Below are 14,121 nucleotides of genomic sequence, written 5' to 3'. Positions count from 1 at the left end.
CGCAATCGCCGCGGGCGGCGCTTGGCCGCGGCCTATCGTGGTGTCAATGCCACCCTACCGGAGAACAAGCATGAAAAAACTGTTGAGTGCCGCCGCCGTCGCCGCCACGCTCGCACTGGTTGCCAGCCCATCCCTGGCCGATGAGGTGGTGCGCGAAAACCGCAGCGTCGACGCCAGGGTCACCAAGGTAAAACTGGGCGGTATCGTCGACCTCGTGCTACGCCAGGGCAACACGCCATCGCTGGTGGTGTCGGGCGACCGCCGCTACGTGCAGCGCATCACCACCTCGCAGCGCGGCGACACGCTGGAAATCGGTACCGAATCCTTCAACACCCGCAACAACGATGTGCACGAGAAGCTGCGCGCCGAGCTGACCGTGCCGAATTTATCCGCGTTCACGTCGCACGGCGTGGGCGCCTCCACCGTCACGGGGTTTACCGGCAATGCCATCGAGGTGGCCCTGGATGGCGCCGGCTCGGTGACCGTGAACAGCAACTACCGCAACGTCGACGCCCGCCTGGGCGGCGTGGGCGGGCTGACCTTCAACGGCATCCGCGCCGACCGCGTCGACCTGAGCCTGCGCGGCGCCGGCCGCATCAGCGTCAGCGGCGAGAGCAAGCTGCTGCGCGCCAAGCTGGCCGGTGTCGGCAGCCTGGAAGCGCAGGGCCTGCGCGCCGAGTCGGTCGACCTGGACATGAACGGCCTCGGTGGCGCCACCGTGTACGCGAGCCGCGCCGCCGACGTCGACCTGAACGGCATGGGCTCGGCCACCGTGTACGGCAACCCGGCCAGCCGCAACGTCAGCGCCAACGGCATGGGCAAGGTGTCCTGGAAATAAGCCAGCCCGCGCCAGCAGGCAGCACCGAAAGCCGCCAGGGGCCCTGCCCTACTGGCGCCCTGCTTCCTTGGTCACCATCGCATTGCGGACTTCCTTGACGCCGGGGACATCGCGCGCGATCTGCGCCGCCCGCACGGCGCTTTCGGCCGACTCGACGAAGCCGCTGAGCTGTACCGTGCCCTTGAAGGTTTCGACCTGGACTTCGGTGGCCTTGACCCCGGGATCGGCGGCGAACGCGGCCTTGACGCGGCTGCTGATGACCGCGTCGTCGATGTATTCGCCCGTGCCCTGGCGCGTGGCGGTGGGCGCGCAGGCGGTGAGCACGGCCAGCACCAGGCCGGCGAGGATGAGGTAGAGACGGTAGGAATAATGCATGGAAGGCTCCCGGGAGAAGGCTGTTCAACGCATTCTCCCGGGCGCGCGTCATACGCGTTTGATGCTGAACAAACGTGCGGACGGAGCTTTTTTCAACCAGGTTTGTTCGCCGCCAGGGTCAAGGCCGCGTTGTCCATGGCCGGCACCGGCGGGCGCAGCGCAAAACCGCGCCGCGCGATATCGCGCCCGATCACCACGCGCAGGTTGGCGGGCGCACAGTCCGCCACTTCCTGCAGCACGGCCGTGCCGAAGCGGCTGGCCAGGCGCTCGGCCGCGGCCCGGTGCGCCGGGTCGTATTCGATGCGGGTGCGCCGCACGGCGTAGCCGCGCTGGTTCGACAGGCGCATGACTTTCAGTTCGCCGCTGCCGATCTGGCGCGCCAGGGTGCGCGCCATGCCTTTCACCCCGTTGCCATTGCGGATCTCGACCAGCGCCAGCACCGGCGCCGCCGCGCCCGGGGCCGCCGGTGCCGGCAGCGGCGCCGATGGCAGCGACGGCGCCGCGTCGCGCCGCAGCTCCAGCATCCCGTCGACCCCGACGTGCAGCTGGGCGTGGCCCCAGCCCGGATCCGCGCGCCCGGGGGCCTTGACGGCGCGCTCGATCGCCGCCACCGGGCTCTGGCCGCCGGTGGCCGCGTAGTCGGCGCGGAAATCGTGCGCCCGCAGGGCCTTGGCCTGGCCCAGCATTTGCTGGGCGCGCTCTTCGCGCCCGAGTTTGCGCAAGGTGTCGCCCAGCAGCTCCCAGGAACGGTGGTTCAGCGGGTCGAGCAGGCAGGCTTTTTCAAGCGCGACCAGGGCCTGGTCGTAATCGCCGCTGAGGAAGTAGGCGTGCCCCAGGTTGCTGAACAGGTAGGCCTTGCCGGGGCCGGAGGCCAGGGTCAGCGATTCGGTCAGGGCGCGCCACAACGCGATCGCGGCGCCGAATTCGCGCTGTTCGGCGTGCAGCGTGGCCAGCCCGTTGCGCGCGTTGACATGCTCCGGCGCCGACTTGAGCGCGGCCTGGTAGGCGACGCGCGCTTCGTCGTAGCGGCGCGCCAGGTGGTGGTTGCGGCCGGCGAGATAGGCATCGTCCGCGGCCGGCACCGCGCCATCGAAGGCGACCCGGGCGCCAAAGGGTGCGCAGGCGACCAGGCCGGCGCCGGCGCACAACAGCGCCAGCCGGGTGGCGAGGGTGAGTAAGGGGGGTGTTCGCATTGCGGGCTCCTTCGTGTTCAACGTGCGCCGGGCAGCGCGCCCAGGGTCCGCGAGATCTGGATCGCGGCGGGACCGAGCAGCACCATCAGCAGCATCGGGAAAATGCAGAAAATCAGGGGGAACAGCAGCTTCAGTCCGATCTTGGCGGCGCACTCCTCGGCCAGCATGCGCCGCTTGTGGCGCAGGTTATCGGAGTGCACGCGCAGCGAGTCGCCGACGCTGGTGCCGAAGCGCTCGGACTGGATCAGCATGGCCACCAGGGTGTCGACGTCCTCGACGCCCGAACGCAGCGCGAAATTGCGTAGCGCCTTCTCCTTGGTGAAGCCGGCCCGCATTTCCATCAGCACCAGTTGCAGTTCCTGGGCCAGCACGGCGCTCTTGATATGGATTTCACCGGCCACCTTGACCAGCGCCCGTTCCAGGCTCAGGCCGGCTTCGACGCAGACCGTCAGCAGGTCGAGCGCGTCCGGGATGGTTTCGAAGATCTCGCGCCGGCGGCGCAGCACGATCCGCTCGAGGACGATGTTCGGCACGTAGTAGCCGAGCGCCGCTGCCGCCAGCAGCAGCGCCAGCAGGCGGTTGCCGTTGAGCGCGGCGCTGTAGATCACGGCAAACGGCGCCGCCAGCGCCGGCAGCAACAGCGCCAGCCCGGTCTTGGACGCGAAATACAGCGTCGGCGCCGACGGCCTGCGCCAGCCGGCGTTCATGAAGCGCGTGCGCAGCGCCGATTTTTCCCAGCCTTCGTCGGGAATCGACAGCCGGGTCAGCGGCTTGGCGACGGTGGCCACGCGCTCGACCCAGCCGCCGCCGGGATCGGCGTGGCTCGGTTCGGCGCTGCCGAGGAAATGCCGCAGGCGCTCGCGCAGGGCGAGCGGCGCGAACAGCGCCACGCCGAGCCACGCCAGGCCGGCAACGACGCACAGGACGACGAACAGGAAGATCAGCAGGGAAGATGTCATGGTCACCTCTGAGTAGAACGCGGGCCGGACTCAGATACGGATACGGATGATCTTGCGCAGCCAGACCACGCCGACCAGCAGCATGCCCAGGCTGTACCAGAGCATGCGCTGCCCTTTCGGCTCGGTCCAGAGCATGCTCACATACTGGGGATTCGACACCAGCATCACGCCGAGCACGCAAAACGGCAGCAGGCCGAGGATCCAGGCCGACATCCGGCCTTCGGCCGACAGCACGCGCACATGCGCCACCAGCTTCAGGCGGGCGCGGATGATCTGGCTGATATTGCCCAGGATCTCTGCCAGATTGCCGCCCGATTCGCGCTGGATCAGGACCGCGATGATCAGGTAGCGCAGGTCGGTGAGCGGGATGCGCGCGGCCATGGCGTGCAATGCTTCGTTCATCGGCACGCCGTAGTTGATTTCTTCGCGCGCGATGCGGAACTCGCCGCTGAGCGGCTCGGACAGCTCGTTGCCGACGATCTGCAGCACATTGCTGAACGAGTGGCCGGCGCGCAGCGCGCGCGCGATGAAGTCGGCGGCGTCGGGCAGCTGCTGCTCGATGCGCAGCAGCCGCCGCTGGCGCGCACGGCGCAGCAAAATCCACGGCAGCACCAGCCCGAGCGCGGCCACGACGATGCGCACCGGCGCCGGCAGCGGCCAGGCGAACGACAGCAGCACCACGCCGCCCATGCAGCCGGCCGACCAGGCCAGGAACTGCCCGACCGTGGTCGTGGCGCCCGCCTGCACCAGCAGCGCATCGATCCGGTGCGCCAGCTTCACCCGGTGCAGCAGCCGGTCGAAGGCGGCATGGCGGCTGAATGGGCGCTGCTTGAGGATCGAAATCCGTTCGCCGCTGCGCCCGGGCGAGCCGGACATCACCTGCAGCCGGCGCGCCACCCGGCGCGCCGCCGCGCCGTGGGTACCCATCCACCACAGGTAGGCGCCCTCGATCGCGAGGACTGCCGCCGCGAACAGGAACACGACAAAAGCGTAGAAGACCGCGTCCATGGTCCCTCCCCTAGTCGAAGGTCCGGTCGGGATCGAAGGCGTCTTCCGGCACCGGCACGCCATACATCCGCAGGCGCTCGGTGAAACGGGGGCGCACGCCGGTGGCGCTGAAGCGTCCCTTGACCTTGCCGTCGGGGTCGACCCCGCTCTGCTCGAAGCGGTAGATTTCCTGCATCGAGATGATGTCGCCCTCCATCCCGGTGATCTCCTGCAGGCTGACCACCTTGCGCGTGCCGTCGGTCAGGCGCGAGGCCTGCACCACCACCGTCACCGCCGACACGATCTGCTGGCGGATCGCGCGCGCGGTCAGGTTCACGCCCGCCATGCTCACCATGTTCTCCAGCCGCGACAGGGCGTCGCGCGGGGTGTTCGAGTGGATGGTCGCCAGCGAGCCCTCGTGGCCGGTGTTCATCGCCTGCAGCATGTCGAGCGCTTCGGCGCCGCGCACCTCGCCCAGGATGATGCGGTCGGGACGCATCCGCAGCGCGTTGCGCACCAGTGCGCGCTGGGTCACTTCGCCCTTGCCTTCGATGTTGGGCGGGCGGGTCTCCAGGCGCACCACGTGTGGCTGGCGCAGCTGCAGTTCGGCCGCATCCTCGATCGTCACGATGCGCTCGTTGGCGGGAATGAAACCGGAAATCAGGTTGAGCAAGGTGGTCTTGCCGCTGCCGGTGCCGCCCGAGATCAGGATGTTCACCTTGGCCGCGCCCAGGCATTCCAGCACCTTGATCATGGGCGGGGTCAGGCTTTTATAGTCGAGCAGGTTCTGCACCGTCAGCGGGCTGGTGCCGAAGCGCCGGATCGACAGCAGCGGGCCGTCCACCGCCAGCGGCGGGATGATCGCATTGACGCGCGAGCCGTCCGGCAGGCGCGCATCGACCATCGGGCTCGACTCGTCCACGCGGCGGCCCACGCGCGAGACGATCTTCTCGATGATCTTCATCAGGTGGGCGTTGTCGTGGAAGGTGATGTCGGTCAGTTCGAGCTTGCCGCGCCGCTCCACATAGACCTTGCTGGACGTGTTGACCAGGATGTCCGACACCGAAGGGTCGTTCAGCAGCGGCTCGAGCGGGCCGAAGCCGAGCATCTCGTGCTGGATGTCGAGCACCAGGTGGTGGCGCTCGTGCTGGTTCAGCACGATGCGCTCTTCCTCGATGATGCGCTGGATCAGCAGCGCCAGCTCGTGCTTGAACTGCTCGGCGGTCAGGCGCTTGAGGCGCTCGAGGTCGATGCGGTCCAGGATCATCTGGTGCATCAGCTTCTTCAGTTCCTGGTAGGCCTGGTTGTTGGTCTCGGCCGGGACCTGGCCGGCCTGGCGCTCCTGGTTCGAGATCGCAAGGCGTTCACGTAGGGACATGGTCAGCTCCTGTGAGTCCATCATTGATCCGCTCAGTCATCCGATTCTCCCCGTCCGAACAGGCGGTCGAACAAGCCCTTGCTTTCCTGGACGCGGCGGCTGGTCACCAGTTCGACCATGTCGGCCAGGCTGCGCGCGGCCGCGCTCGCGCGCGACAGCTGCAGCACCGGCACGCCCTGGTTGACCGAATCGGTGACGGCGACGTAGTCGTTGGGGAAGGTATGCACCACTTCGCACCCGAGCGCCGCATGGAGGTCCTGCAGGCGCAGCTTGCCGCCCTTTTCGTAGCGGTTGACGATCAGGCGGATGTGGTCGAGCACGTAGCCGAGCGAGCGGAAGATGTCGAGCAGGCGGCGCGCATCGCGGATATCGGGCAGCGCGAGCTGCAGCACCGGGTAGATGGTGTCGGTGACGTCCAGCGCGCGCAGCGATACCGCGTCGATCTGGCGCCCGACGTCGAGCAGCACGTAGTCGTAGTGCTGGCGCGCGACGCGCAGGATGGTGTCGATGTGCTCCGGCTTGGCTTCCTTGGCATGGGCGGCGTCGTCGGCCGCGGCCAGCACCCCGAAGCCGGGCGTGACGTGCACCACGCAGGATTCCAGGAAAGGCCCGTCCACGCGCGCGATCTGGGCGCAGACATCCGACAGGGTCATGGTCGGCTTCAGGTCGGAGACATACAGCGCGGCGTCGCCGAACTGGCCGTGCAGGTCGATCAGCAGCACCTTCTTGGCCGCCAGCGTGGCCAGCGCATAGCCGAAATTGGTCGAGATGAAGGTGGCGCCGCTTCCGCCCTTGCAGGCGATGAAGGCGAGGATTTTCCCGTCGCGCAGCGCATTGACGCCGGCCGCCGTCGAAATCCGGTCCATCGACTCGTGCAAGGCGCGGTGCACCAGTGGCAGCTGCAGCACTTCGCGCACGCCGGCGCGCATCGCGCGGATCAGGAGCTCCGGCTGGTGCTGGTCGGTCAGCAGCATCAGGTGGGCTTCGGGATACTGGCGGCCGAGGCGCTCCAGCAGGGCCGCTTCGGAAGGTTCGGTCTCGGTGGCGTCGACAATGACCAGCTGCGGGTTGTCGGGTTCGGGCCGGTCGAGCGCCTCGCGCAGGCTGGCGCGCACGGCCCCGAGGTTCAGCGGCGGCACACGCGCGGCTCCCTGGGAGGCGATCTCCGCATAAAGCTGGCTGTTGCGGCTGATGAGTAGGGCTTTCATGGGGGGCCTCGTTGCTGGCGCATTGGATCAGGGAAGACGATGGGCGCTCATCGCGCGCCGCCGGTATTGATGACCAGCGCCGGCGGGGTGCTTTCGGGCTGTGCGAAACTGCGCTGATACCGGTCGTGCGCGCCCTTGGCCGCGCGGCCGTCGATGCCGGTGGCAGGCTGGCGGTTGGCGGCCGCCGCCGGGTCCAGCACCTGCAGCGCCAGGTTGCTGCGCGTGGCGCTGCCGAACTGTTGGTCCCACTGCGGGGTGGTGTGCACGCAGCCTGGCAGCACCAGCACCAGCACCAGCGGCATGAGGCGGATCGTCGTCTTCACGATGGGCTCCTATTTGAGTTCGAAGCCGCCGGCGGTGTGCGCGGCGGGCGCTGCTGGTTGCGGGGTGGAGACGGCGGCCGTGGTCGCGGCCGGCGCCGCGCCCTCGAGCATCCCGCCGAGCAGCACCCCGGCGCGCGTCGGGATCCCGACCTTGTCGGTCGGCAGCGAGTAGCTGGCGCCCGGCAGCGGCTTGACCAGCCGCGCCGTGATCACGAACACCAGTTCGGTGCGGTCCTGCTGGTAGTCGGTGCTGCGGAACAGGGCGCCCAGGACCGGCACTTCGCCCAGCATCGGCAAGCCTTTCAGGTTGGCCACCAGGTTGTTCTTGATCAGGCCACCGATGGCGAAGCTCTGGCCGTCGTGCAGCTGCACGGTGGTGCTGGCGCGGCGGGTGGTGATCAGGGGCAGGATCGCGCTGCCGGTGATGCCCAGTGCCGACACCCCGACCCCTTCGCGCGACAGTTCCGACACTTCCGGCGCCACTTTCAGGTTGATCCTCCCTCCGGCCAGCACGGTCGGGGTGAAGCGCAGGCCGACGCCGAATTCCTTCTCCTCGAGCGTGACCTTGTTCTGGTCCTGGGCCACCGGGATGAAGAACCTGCCGCCGGCCAGGAAGGTCCCCTCCTGGCCGCTGATGGCCAGCAGGTTCGGCTCGGCCAGGATACGCACCAGGCCATCCTGCTTGTCGGCCTCGCCGACCAGCCGGTTGCCGTTGGTCTTCACGGCGCCCACCCCGGCCCGGCCCTGCCCGGTGAGGAAGTTGGTCACCAGCGCCGCGGCCCAGCTGCCGGAGCCGAAATTGATGGTGGTGCTGGTTTCGAGCCGCTCGAGCAGGGTCTTCGACACTTCGGCGATCTTGACTTCGAGCTGCACCTGCTGCGGCGCGCTGACGCTGAGCAGGTTGACCACGCGCGCCGCGGCCGATGACGCGCCACCGCCGCCGCTGTTGCTGTTGGCGAGCGCGATCACGCCGTCGGTCTCGTTTTCCTTGGCCGCCGCCGGCAACTGGCGCAGTGGCCGCCGGACGTAGGCGCCGGCCAGTTCCACCGCGCGCGCCATCGCACCGGCGTCGCTGACGGTACCGGTCAAAACCAGGGAATCGGCGGCGGCGATGACCCGGATGTCCTTCTCATCGGGCATGGCGGCGGCGAGGGTCGCCTGCAGCGCGGCCGGATCCATCGCCACGACGATGTCGACCACGCTGCACAGGCCGCTTTTTCCCTGCACGATCATATTGGTACTGCCGACATCGACCCCGGCGATATACAGCGTGTCGGGCGACACCAGCATGGCCTGCACCACGGCAGGATTGCCCACGCTGCGGTTGACGACTTTCTCGGGCAGGCGCAGCATGGTCGACTTGCCCATATTGAGCGAGAGCACGGCCGGCCGCGCGGCCTCGCCGCTGCAGCCCATCGCGGACTGCGGGCGCGGCTCCTGGGGATTGGCGGGCGCACGTGGCGCCGGCCTGGCGGGGGCGGCTTCGGCGGCCGGCGTGGCCGGCGCGGGGGCCGCGTGGGTGGGCACGGCCGCGGCCAGCGCGATGCCAGCGGTGAAGCGTGCGAAGTGTAGGCGTCTGTTCATGGCGTCCATCCCGGATCGGTAAGGGTCAGAAGCATTCTTGCGAAGCGTGCAGGCCGTTGATGACCTTGATGCAGTCGCGCGCGGCCGCCGTGGGCGCGGCGCGCGGCGGCGGCGCCGGTGTCCGGGCCACGTGCACCGGCAGCGCCACCTGGCGCACCGGTGCGGCGGGCGGCGGCAGCAGATTGTCCTTGGTGGCGCCGAGCGTGGCCGCCGCAGCCGGGTCGACCTGGTTGCGCAAGGCCAGCGACAGCGTGCCGACGCTGCGCGCCAGGTCGAGCTTCTCTGCCTGCTCGGGCGTGACTTCGAGCGTGACGGCATTGACGACCTTGGGCTTGGTTTCGTCGCGATTGACCTCCTGGGCCACCGCCAGCACCAGGATCCGCTCGAGCACGATCTTCGAAATGCTCTTCTCGCGCCCGTTGTCCGACTGCGGCAGCGGGTCGGTCTCGGTGCTGACGATGATGTCGACGAAGTTGCCCGGCAAGGCGAAGCCGGCCACGCCGATCACGTCGTTGACGCGTACCGTGATGGCGCGCTTGCCTTCGGTGATCAGGGCCGACAGGCCGCCCAGGGTGCCGGCCGGCGCCAGCTTGGCTTCGCTCAGCGGCTCGCCCATCAGGATACTGGTCCTGAGGACCCGCCCGGCAAGCTTCTGCGGGTCGTCGAATGCGCCTTTCGGCACGCTGTGGGCCGGCCAGTCGACCAGCTTGAGCATCTCGGGCGTCAGGCGCATCCCGATGTTGATATCGGCCGCCGCGACCGCGATGCGGCCGCTGCTTGTCGCCGGTTGCGTCAGCAGCCAGCGCGAAGCCAGCACCACGGCGGCCAGGCCGAACAGGATCGCGAGCGACATCACGATCACGGCACGCTTGTTTTTCATCGGACGTCTCCCAGGTTACCCGGCTCCGGCGCCGCGCCGGAACCAAACAGGCTGCTCCAGGCCCGGGCCACGCTGTCCACGTCGAAACGCGGGGCGTGGCCGGCAAAGCCGGCGAAGTCGGCGATCCGTCCCAGCAGCTCGTGAGGCCAGGCTGCCAGCAGCGGACGCCGGGTGCGGCGGTGCAGTTCGTTGATGAGGTAGTCGATCGCCGCCTCGTCGGCATCGATGCCGCGCAGCAGGCACTGGCGGCGCAGCAGGGCGCGGTAGGCGCTGTCGGACAGCGGGCCGACCGGAATCCGGTAGCCGATGCGGCGCAGGCAGGATTCGTCCAGCACCGCCTCGGGCGCCAGGCTGGTGGCCAGCACCAGCGCGACGTCGAACGGCAGCGCATGGCTGGCCCCACCGGGCACCGAGACATGGTCGGTACCGGATTCGAGCGCGCCGAGCAGGCGATGCATGGCTTCGGCGGCCGGCATGCGCTGGCGTCCCAGGTCATCGATGATGAGCAGGCCGTTGTTGGCCAGCAGGTGGGGCGGTGCGCGCAGCACGCCGCTGGCGGCGTCGATGCGCAGTTCCAGCATGTCGCGCGCCAGCTCGGCCCCGGTGTGCACCAGCGGGCGCCGGCACAGGGCCCAGCGCGCATCGCAGCTGCGCCGGTCTTCCAGCGCGCGCGCCTGCAGCGGCGTCCGGTGCAGGGCCGGGTCATGCAGCTGCACGATCTCGTGGTTGACCAGCACCGCGTAGGGCACCGCCACCGGTTCCTGGCGCAGGCGCGCCAGCTTGCGCGCCAGGCTGGTCTTGCCGCTGCCGGAAGGGCCATACAGCATCAGCGGGCGGTTCGAATGCAGCGCCGCGCCGATCAGCTCGCGCACGCCGGGCTCGAGGCCGTCATCGGCCAGCGCCGCCTGCAGTTCGGCCGGCGCGACGCGCAGCGCGTCCGGCTGGCGCAGCGACTGGGCCTGGACCTGCGCGCGCCAGGCGTCCAGTGTCACCGGAGCCGGGCCGATATAGCGCGATTCGGCGAGGTACTCGGCGGCGGCGCGCTGGCCGAAGGCGGTGAGCTGGTAATGCACGTCGATGTCGGTGCCGCCGCACCATGCCACTTCGACCTGCTGCTCCACGACCAGGGACTGCAGCACTTCGCGCACCACGCTGATCGACAGCCGCAGGCGTCCGGTCAGTACCGACAGCGCGGTCTTGCCGCCGGCATGCATGGTCTTGATCACCAGGGCGGTAACGAAGCGCGGTTCGAGCCCGGTATCGCGCACCGAGCGCGGCTGGCGCGGAAGGACAGCCGCAAGCTCGGGCTCGAGCGCAGCGCCGCGCGCGGCCTCCCCCGGCCCGGCATACGCATCCGGGTTGGCTATTTGCAAGGACGCTGATAACACTTCCATGGGGAAACCTCCTGCTGGCTACGGATATTTCTTACATTTGTTAAATTGATTCTAGCCATCGCCCCCACCCCCGCGTTTGACAACCAGCAAGGAAGAGAACTTGGCCAAAATGTCAAGCGTAGCGGGCCATGAGAACGTAGATTGTGCCGGCCGCGATCGCGACGCCGTAGGGCATGGAACCGGCGCTTTCCCGCATGGCCAGGGGCGCCGCGGGCAGCCGCAGCACGGCCGGGCGCACGATGCCCCACAGGTTGCCCAGGGCCATGCGCACCCGGCCGCGGAAGACGATGATGGCCAGGGCCATCACGCCCCCGGCGCACCAGGACAGGATGGCAATGTGCAGGGCGGCGGCCGGCCCGGTGAAAGCGCCCACGGTGGCCATCATCTTGACGTCCCCGGCAGCCATGCCGCGGACCAGGTAGAAGGGCATGAAAATCAGCAGCCCGGTTGCCGCCCCGCCCAGGCAGGCCAGCAAGGCCTGGCCCGGATCGGGTGACAGGGCATGCAGGGCCAGCGCGGCGATGAGCCCGGACAGCAACAGCAGGTTCGGGATGCGCCGGCTGGCGAGGTCGTTGATCGCGGCGGCGGCCACCAGCAGCAGCAGCAGCGTGTCGAGGTAAGCTGCGACAGGCATGATCGCTCCATAAAAAAAAAGCCCCCCAGGGCCAGATCGCGCCGGGGGGCCTGACAGCGATTAAGGGGTGGTGGCGGTGAACTGGTCGCGGATGTACTCGAACGCCTGCTCGATCTTCGTGCCGACCTCGCCTGCAACGCCTGCCATCACGACGCCGATCAGGGAAGCGATCAGGCCGTATTCGATGGCCGTCACACCGTTTTCATCTGCAACGAAAGCTTTGATGGCGGAGGTAATGGTGCTCATGACAAACTCCTTGTAGTGGTTAAAGGGCTTACTACAGTGATCAACTGCGTACCGACTATTTGACTGCTTGACACAACTGCTTTACAGCGACTACCTGACAGACGGGGCCCCGTCTTTTGCTGCTATCGACTGCGTCTGTCAGTGAGTTCACTGTACCGAATAGTTCCATGCGGCAAGTTGATGTTCGGCAAGTTTGCCGTATGGAAACGGCGTTCCCCGGTTGCGCTTGCGATCCGACAAGCTCTTCCTTTCGGCAGACTATTTCCCACGCATCAAAACGATAAATATTGTTAAGAATAGTTGCCTACTATACAAAAACGTTCTATGCTAGCTCCCTTGCGCGCTTAAAAAAGCGGCACCCTGTAGACTTTCCCGGTGGTGCCTGTTGCCCGACACTGTTTCTGCGAACGACATGGATTCCCTGCTGCGACACATGGTGGACATGACTGGCCACCGCGATCACACGATGCTGGACATTTCCGTGATTTCGGCGGTACAGGAACTGGCCGGCGCGACCCAGACGCGGGTGCTGGCGATCGCCACCGTCTGCGGCCAGCGCTTCGTGCGTTCGCGCGCCTGCATCCGCGCCGGCGGCGTGGCCTGTCCGGACGAATCGATGGATGCGGGCAGCCCGGGCGAGCCGATCGCCGCCTTCCCCGCCCTGGCGCACTGCCTCGAGCGCCACGATTCGCGCGCCGAAGGCGTCAATGCCGACGGCCTGCGCATCCTGTGGCTGCCGATCTGGTTCGGCGACAAGGCCGACACCTGCCTCGAGATCACCCACGAACACGGCTTCACGGGCGAATCGATCCACACCATCAGCGGGATCGTCAGCGTCTACCGCAATTTCCAGAACCTGCTCGACTACAGCGAGCGCGACTCGCTCACCGGTCTGCTCAACCGCAAGACCTTCGACGACCAGCTGGCGCGCATGCTGCACTGCGCCGATACCGAGACCCGGGTGCCGGGCCAGCCGGAACGGCGCCATCACGTGGCCGAGGAAAAGCAGTGGCTGGCGGTGGTCGACGTCGACCATTTCAAGGGAGTGAACGACCGCTTCGGCCACCTGTACGGCGACGAAGTGCTGATCCTGGTGGCCAACCTGCTGCAGTCCTCGTTCCGCGCCCAGGACCGGGTGTTCCGCTTTGGCGGCGAAGAGTTCGTGGTGCTGCTGCGTTCGACGACGCTGGAGAACGCGCGCCGCATCATCGACCGCTTCCGCACCAACGTCGAAACCCATGAATTCCCGCAGGTGGGACGGGTGACGGTGAGCGTCGGCTTCACCAGCATCCGTGTGGCCGATTCGCCGGTGGTCACGCTGGGCCACGCCGACCAGGCGCTGTACTTCGCCAAGGCCAATGGCCGCAACCGGGCCTGCCACTACGAAGAACTGGTGGCCGGCGGCCTGCTGCAGACCGTCGCCACCAACGACACCGCCGAATTTTTCTAAGGCCGGCCGGCCTGCGCGTAGTCGAGCGCGTCATCGAGGCGGTCGTCGCCCCAGAATAATTCGCCATCCACGATCAAGCTCGGGGCGCCGAAAATGCCGCGTGCGCGGGCTTGTTCGGTCTGCGCGCGCAGCAGCGCCTTGGTGTGCTCCGCCCCTGCCTGCGCCACGATCGCCGCCGGATCGATCACCAGCCCGTCCAGCGCGGCGAGTACCACGCCGTCATGGTCGATATCGCAGTCATGTACCCAGTTCTGCAGCATGATACGGCGGCAGAATTCGCCCATCCACGGCTGGTCGGCGCCCAGCAGCGCGACCCGCATCGGCAGGACGGCGCGGCGCGGGAACACGCTTGGACGCTGGAAGGGAAGACCGTATTTCGCAGCGCGGCGCGCCATGTCGCGCCATACGTAGTCGCCCTTTTCCTTCTGCTCGTTGAAGGGCGAGTCTTGGTGACCGAGCGCGCGCAGAATGGGGCCGAGCAGGAAGGGCTTCCAGCGCAGCGGCACGCCGGCCCGGCTGGCCGCCTGCTCGATGCGCATCAGGGAGAGATAGCTGTAGTTGCTGCCGAACTCGAACCAGAATTCGATGGGTGGGTGCATCGCGAATCCTTACCAAACGGTAAAAAATCTGTATCCAGGAATGCCATTGTCGCATCCCTGCCGATGCACGCGG

15 protein-coding genes are annotated in these 14,121 nt (G+C 67.9%); 2 read left to right on the top strand and 13 right to left on the bottom strand.

Annotated features, from left to right (window positions below; all coding sequences use genetic code 11):
- The first annotated feature begins 70 nt into the window (after window positions 1–70).
- On the top strand, window positions 71–838 hold the full coding sequence (locus BM031_RS01425; protein WP_229408374.1) for a GIN domain-containing protein: 768 nt from the start codon (window positions 71–73) through the stop codon (window positions 836–838).
- Window positions 839–886: 48 nt separating this feature from the next.
- Here BM031_RS01425 and BM031_RS01420 read toward each other — a convergent pair whose 3' ends face one another.
- The 12 genes from BM031_RS01420 to BM031_RS01365 all read right to left on the bottom strand — a co-directional run bounded on the left by BM031_RS01420 (window position 887) and on the right by BM031_RS01365 (window position 11,999).
- Window positions 887–1,213, bottom strand: a complete 327-nt coding sequence (locus BM031_RS01420; protein ID WP_091870102.1) for a BON domain-containing protein — start codon at window positions 1,211–1,213, stop codon at window positions 887–889.
- A 92-nt stretch (window positions 1,214–1,305) separates the two neighbouring features.
- Entirely contained in the window at window positions 1,306–2,406 is a 1,101-nt protein-coding gene (locus BM031_RS01415; RefSeq protein WP_091870099.1) for a LytR C-terminal domain-containing protein, read from the bottom strand.
- A gap of 17 nt (window positions 2,407–2,423) precedes the next feature.
- The gene (locus BM031_RS01410; protein WP_091870097.1) at window positions 2,424–3,365 is read right to left on the bottom strand and encodes a type II secretion system F family protein; all 942 of its coding nucleotides are present in this window, start codon (window positions 3,363–3,365) and stop codon (window positions 2,424–2,426) included.
- Window positions 3,366–3,395: 30 nt separating this feature from the next.
- A complete protein-coding gene (locus BM031_RS01405; RefSeq protein WP_091870094.1) occupies window positions 3,396–4,373 on the bottom strand; it encodes a type II secretion system F family protein in 978 nt (325 codons plus the stop codon).
- A gap of 10 nt (window positions 4,374–4,383) precedes the next feature.
- Window positions 4,384–5,730 (bottom strand): TadA family conjugal transfer-associated ATPase, encoded by a 1,347-nt coding sequence (locus BM031_RS01400; RefSeq protein ID WP_091870391.1) that lies wholly within the window; start codon window positions 5,728–5,730, stop codon window positions 4,384–4,386.
- Between the two features lie 32 nt (window positions 5,731–5,762).
- On the bottom strand, window positions 5,763–6,938 hold the full coding sequence (locus BM031_RS01395) for a CpaE/TadZ family protein (RefSeq protein ID WP_091870091.1): 1,176 nt from the start codon (window positions 6,936–6,938) through the stop codon (window positions 5,763–5,765).
- Between the two features lie 47 nt (window positions 6,939–6,985).
- Complete coding sequence (locus BM031_RS01390; protein WP_229408372.1) at window positions 6,986–7,261, bottom strand: hypothetical protein; 276 nt, start codon at window positions 7,259–7,261, stop codon at window positions 6,986–6,988.
- A 9-nt stretch (window positions 7,262–7,270) separates the two neighbouring features.
- Complete coding sequence (locus tag BM031_RS01385) at window positions 7,271–8,845, bottom strand: type II and III secretion system protein family protein (RefSeq protein WP_091870385.1); 1,575 nt, start codon at window positions 8,843–8,845, stop codon at window positions 7,271–7,273.
- Window positions 8,846–8,870: 25 nt separating this feature from the next.
- Window positions 8,871–9,725 carry a Flp pilus assembly protein CpaB gene (gene cpaB / locus BM031_RS01380; RefSeq protein WP_091870088.1) on the bottom strand — a complete coding sequence of 285 codons (855 nt, stop codon included), beginning with the start codon at window positions 9,723–9,725 and terminating at the stop codon, window positions 8,871–8,873.
- A complete protein-coding gene (locus BM031_RS01375) occupies window positions 9,722–11,119 on the bottom strand; it encodes a DUF8689 domain-containing protein (RefSeq protein WP_091870086.1) in 1,398 nt (465 codons plus the stop codon). Before BM031_RS01375 ends, cpaB begins: the two co-directional genes overlap by 4 nt.
- 112 nt (window positions 11,120–11,231) lie before the next feature.
- On the bottom strand, window positions 11,232–11,753 hold the full coding sequence (locus tag BM031_RS01370; protein ID WP_091870083.1) for an A24 family peptidase: 522 nt from the start codon (window positions 11,751–11,753) through the stop codon (window positions 11,232–11,234).
- A 60-nt stretch (window positions 11,754–11,813) separates the two neighbouring features.
- Window positions 11,814–11,999 (bottom strand): Flp family type IVb pilin, encoded by a 186-nt coding sequence (locus BM031_RS01365; protein WP_091870080.1) that lies wholly within the window; start codon window positions 11,997–11,999, stop codon window positions 11,814–11,816.
- 412 nt (window positions 12,000–12,411) lie between these two features.
- Here BM031_RS01365 and BM031_RS01360 point away from each other — a divergent pair, with 412 nt between their 5' ends.
- Window positions 12,412–13,449 carry a GGDEF domain-containing protein gene (locus BM031_RS01360; RefSeq protein ID WP_091870078.1) on the top strand — a complete coding sequence of 346 codons (1,038 nt, stop codon included), beginning with the start codon at window positions 12,412–12,414 and terminating at the stop codon, window positions 13,447–13,449.
- Here the strand turns inward: BM031_RS01360 and BM031_RS01355 are convergent.
- The gene (locus tag BM031_RS01355) at window positions 13,446–14,048 is read right to left on the bottom strand and encodes a 2-hydroxychromene-2-carboxylate isomerase (protein WP_091870076.1); all 603 of its coding nucleotides are present in this window, start codon (window positions 14,046–14,048) and stop codon (window positions 13,446–13,448) included. The two genes, BM031_RS01360 and BM031_RS01355, sit on opposite strands and share 4 nt — an antisense overlap.
- Window positions 14,049–14,121: the final 73 nt, after the last annotated feature.

The sequence above is a fragment of the Massilia yuzhufengensis genome, from assembly GCF_900112225.1.
Taxonomy (GTDB): domain Bacteria; phylum Pseudomonadota; class Gammaproteobacteria; order Burkholderiales; family Burkholderiaceae_D; genus Telluria; species Telluria yuzhufengensis.
This window is presented reverse-complemented; position numbering and strand designations above follow the sequence as displayed.

Coding starts and splice junctions, on each gene's coding strand:
- BM031_RS01420 (WP_091870102.1), bottom strand. CDS start 1,213: ATGCATTATTCCTACCGTCTCTACCTCATCCTCGCCGGCCTGGTGCTG.
- BM031_RS01400 (WP_091870391.1), bottom strand. CDS start 5,730: ATGTCCCTACGTGAACGCCTTGCGATCTCGAACCAGGAGCGCCAGGCC.
- BM031_RS01370 (WP_091870083.1), bottom strand. CDS start 11,753: ATGCCTGTCGCAGCTTACCTCGACACGCTGCTGCTGCTGCTGGTGGCC.
- BM031_RS01360 (WP_091870078.1), top strand. CDS start 12,412: ATGGATTCCCTGCTGCGACACATGGTGGACATGACTGGCCACCGCGAT.
- BM031_RS01405 (WP_091870094.1), bottom strand. CDS start 4,373: ATGGACGCGGTCTTCTACGCTTTTGTCGTGTTCCTGTTCGCGGCGGCA.
- BM031_RS01395 (WP_091870091.1), bottom strand. CDS start 6,938: ATGAAAGCCCTACTCATCAGCCGCAACAGCCAGCTTTATGCGGAGATC.
- cpaB (WP_091870088.1), bottom strand. CDS start 9,725: ATGAAAAACAAGCGTGCCGTGATCGTGATGTCGCTCGCGATCCTGTTC.
- BM031_RS01425 (WP_229408374.1), top strand. CDS start 71: ATGAAAAAACTGTTGAGTGCCGCCGCCGTCGCCGCCACGCTCGCACTG.
- BM031_RS01375 (WP_091870086.1), bottom strand. CDS start 11,119: ATGGAAGTGTTATCAGCGTCCTTGCAAATAGCCAACCCGGATGCGTAT.
- BM031_RS01415 (WP_091870099.1), bottom strand. CDS start 2,406: ATGCGAACACCCCCCTTACTCACCCTCGCCACCCGGCTGGCGCTGTTG.
- BM031_RS01365 (WP_091870080.1), bottom strand. CDS start 11,999: ATGAGCACCATTACCTCCGCCATCAAAGCTTTCGTTGCAGATGAAAAC.
- BM031_RS01410 (WP_091870097.1), bottom strand. CDS start 3,365: ATGACATCTTCCCTGCTGATCTTCCTGTTCGTCGTCCTGTGCGTCGTT.
- BM031_RS01355 (WP_091870076.1), bottom strand. CDS start 14,048: ATGCACCCACCCATCGAATTCTGGTTCGAGTTCGGCAGCAACTACAGC.
- BM031_RS01385 (WP_091870385.1), bottom strand. CDS start 8,845: ATGAACAGACGCCTACACTTCGCACGCTTCACCGCTGGCATCGCGCTG.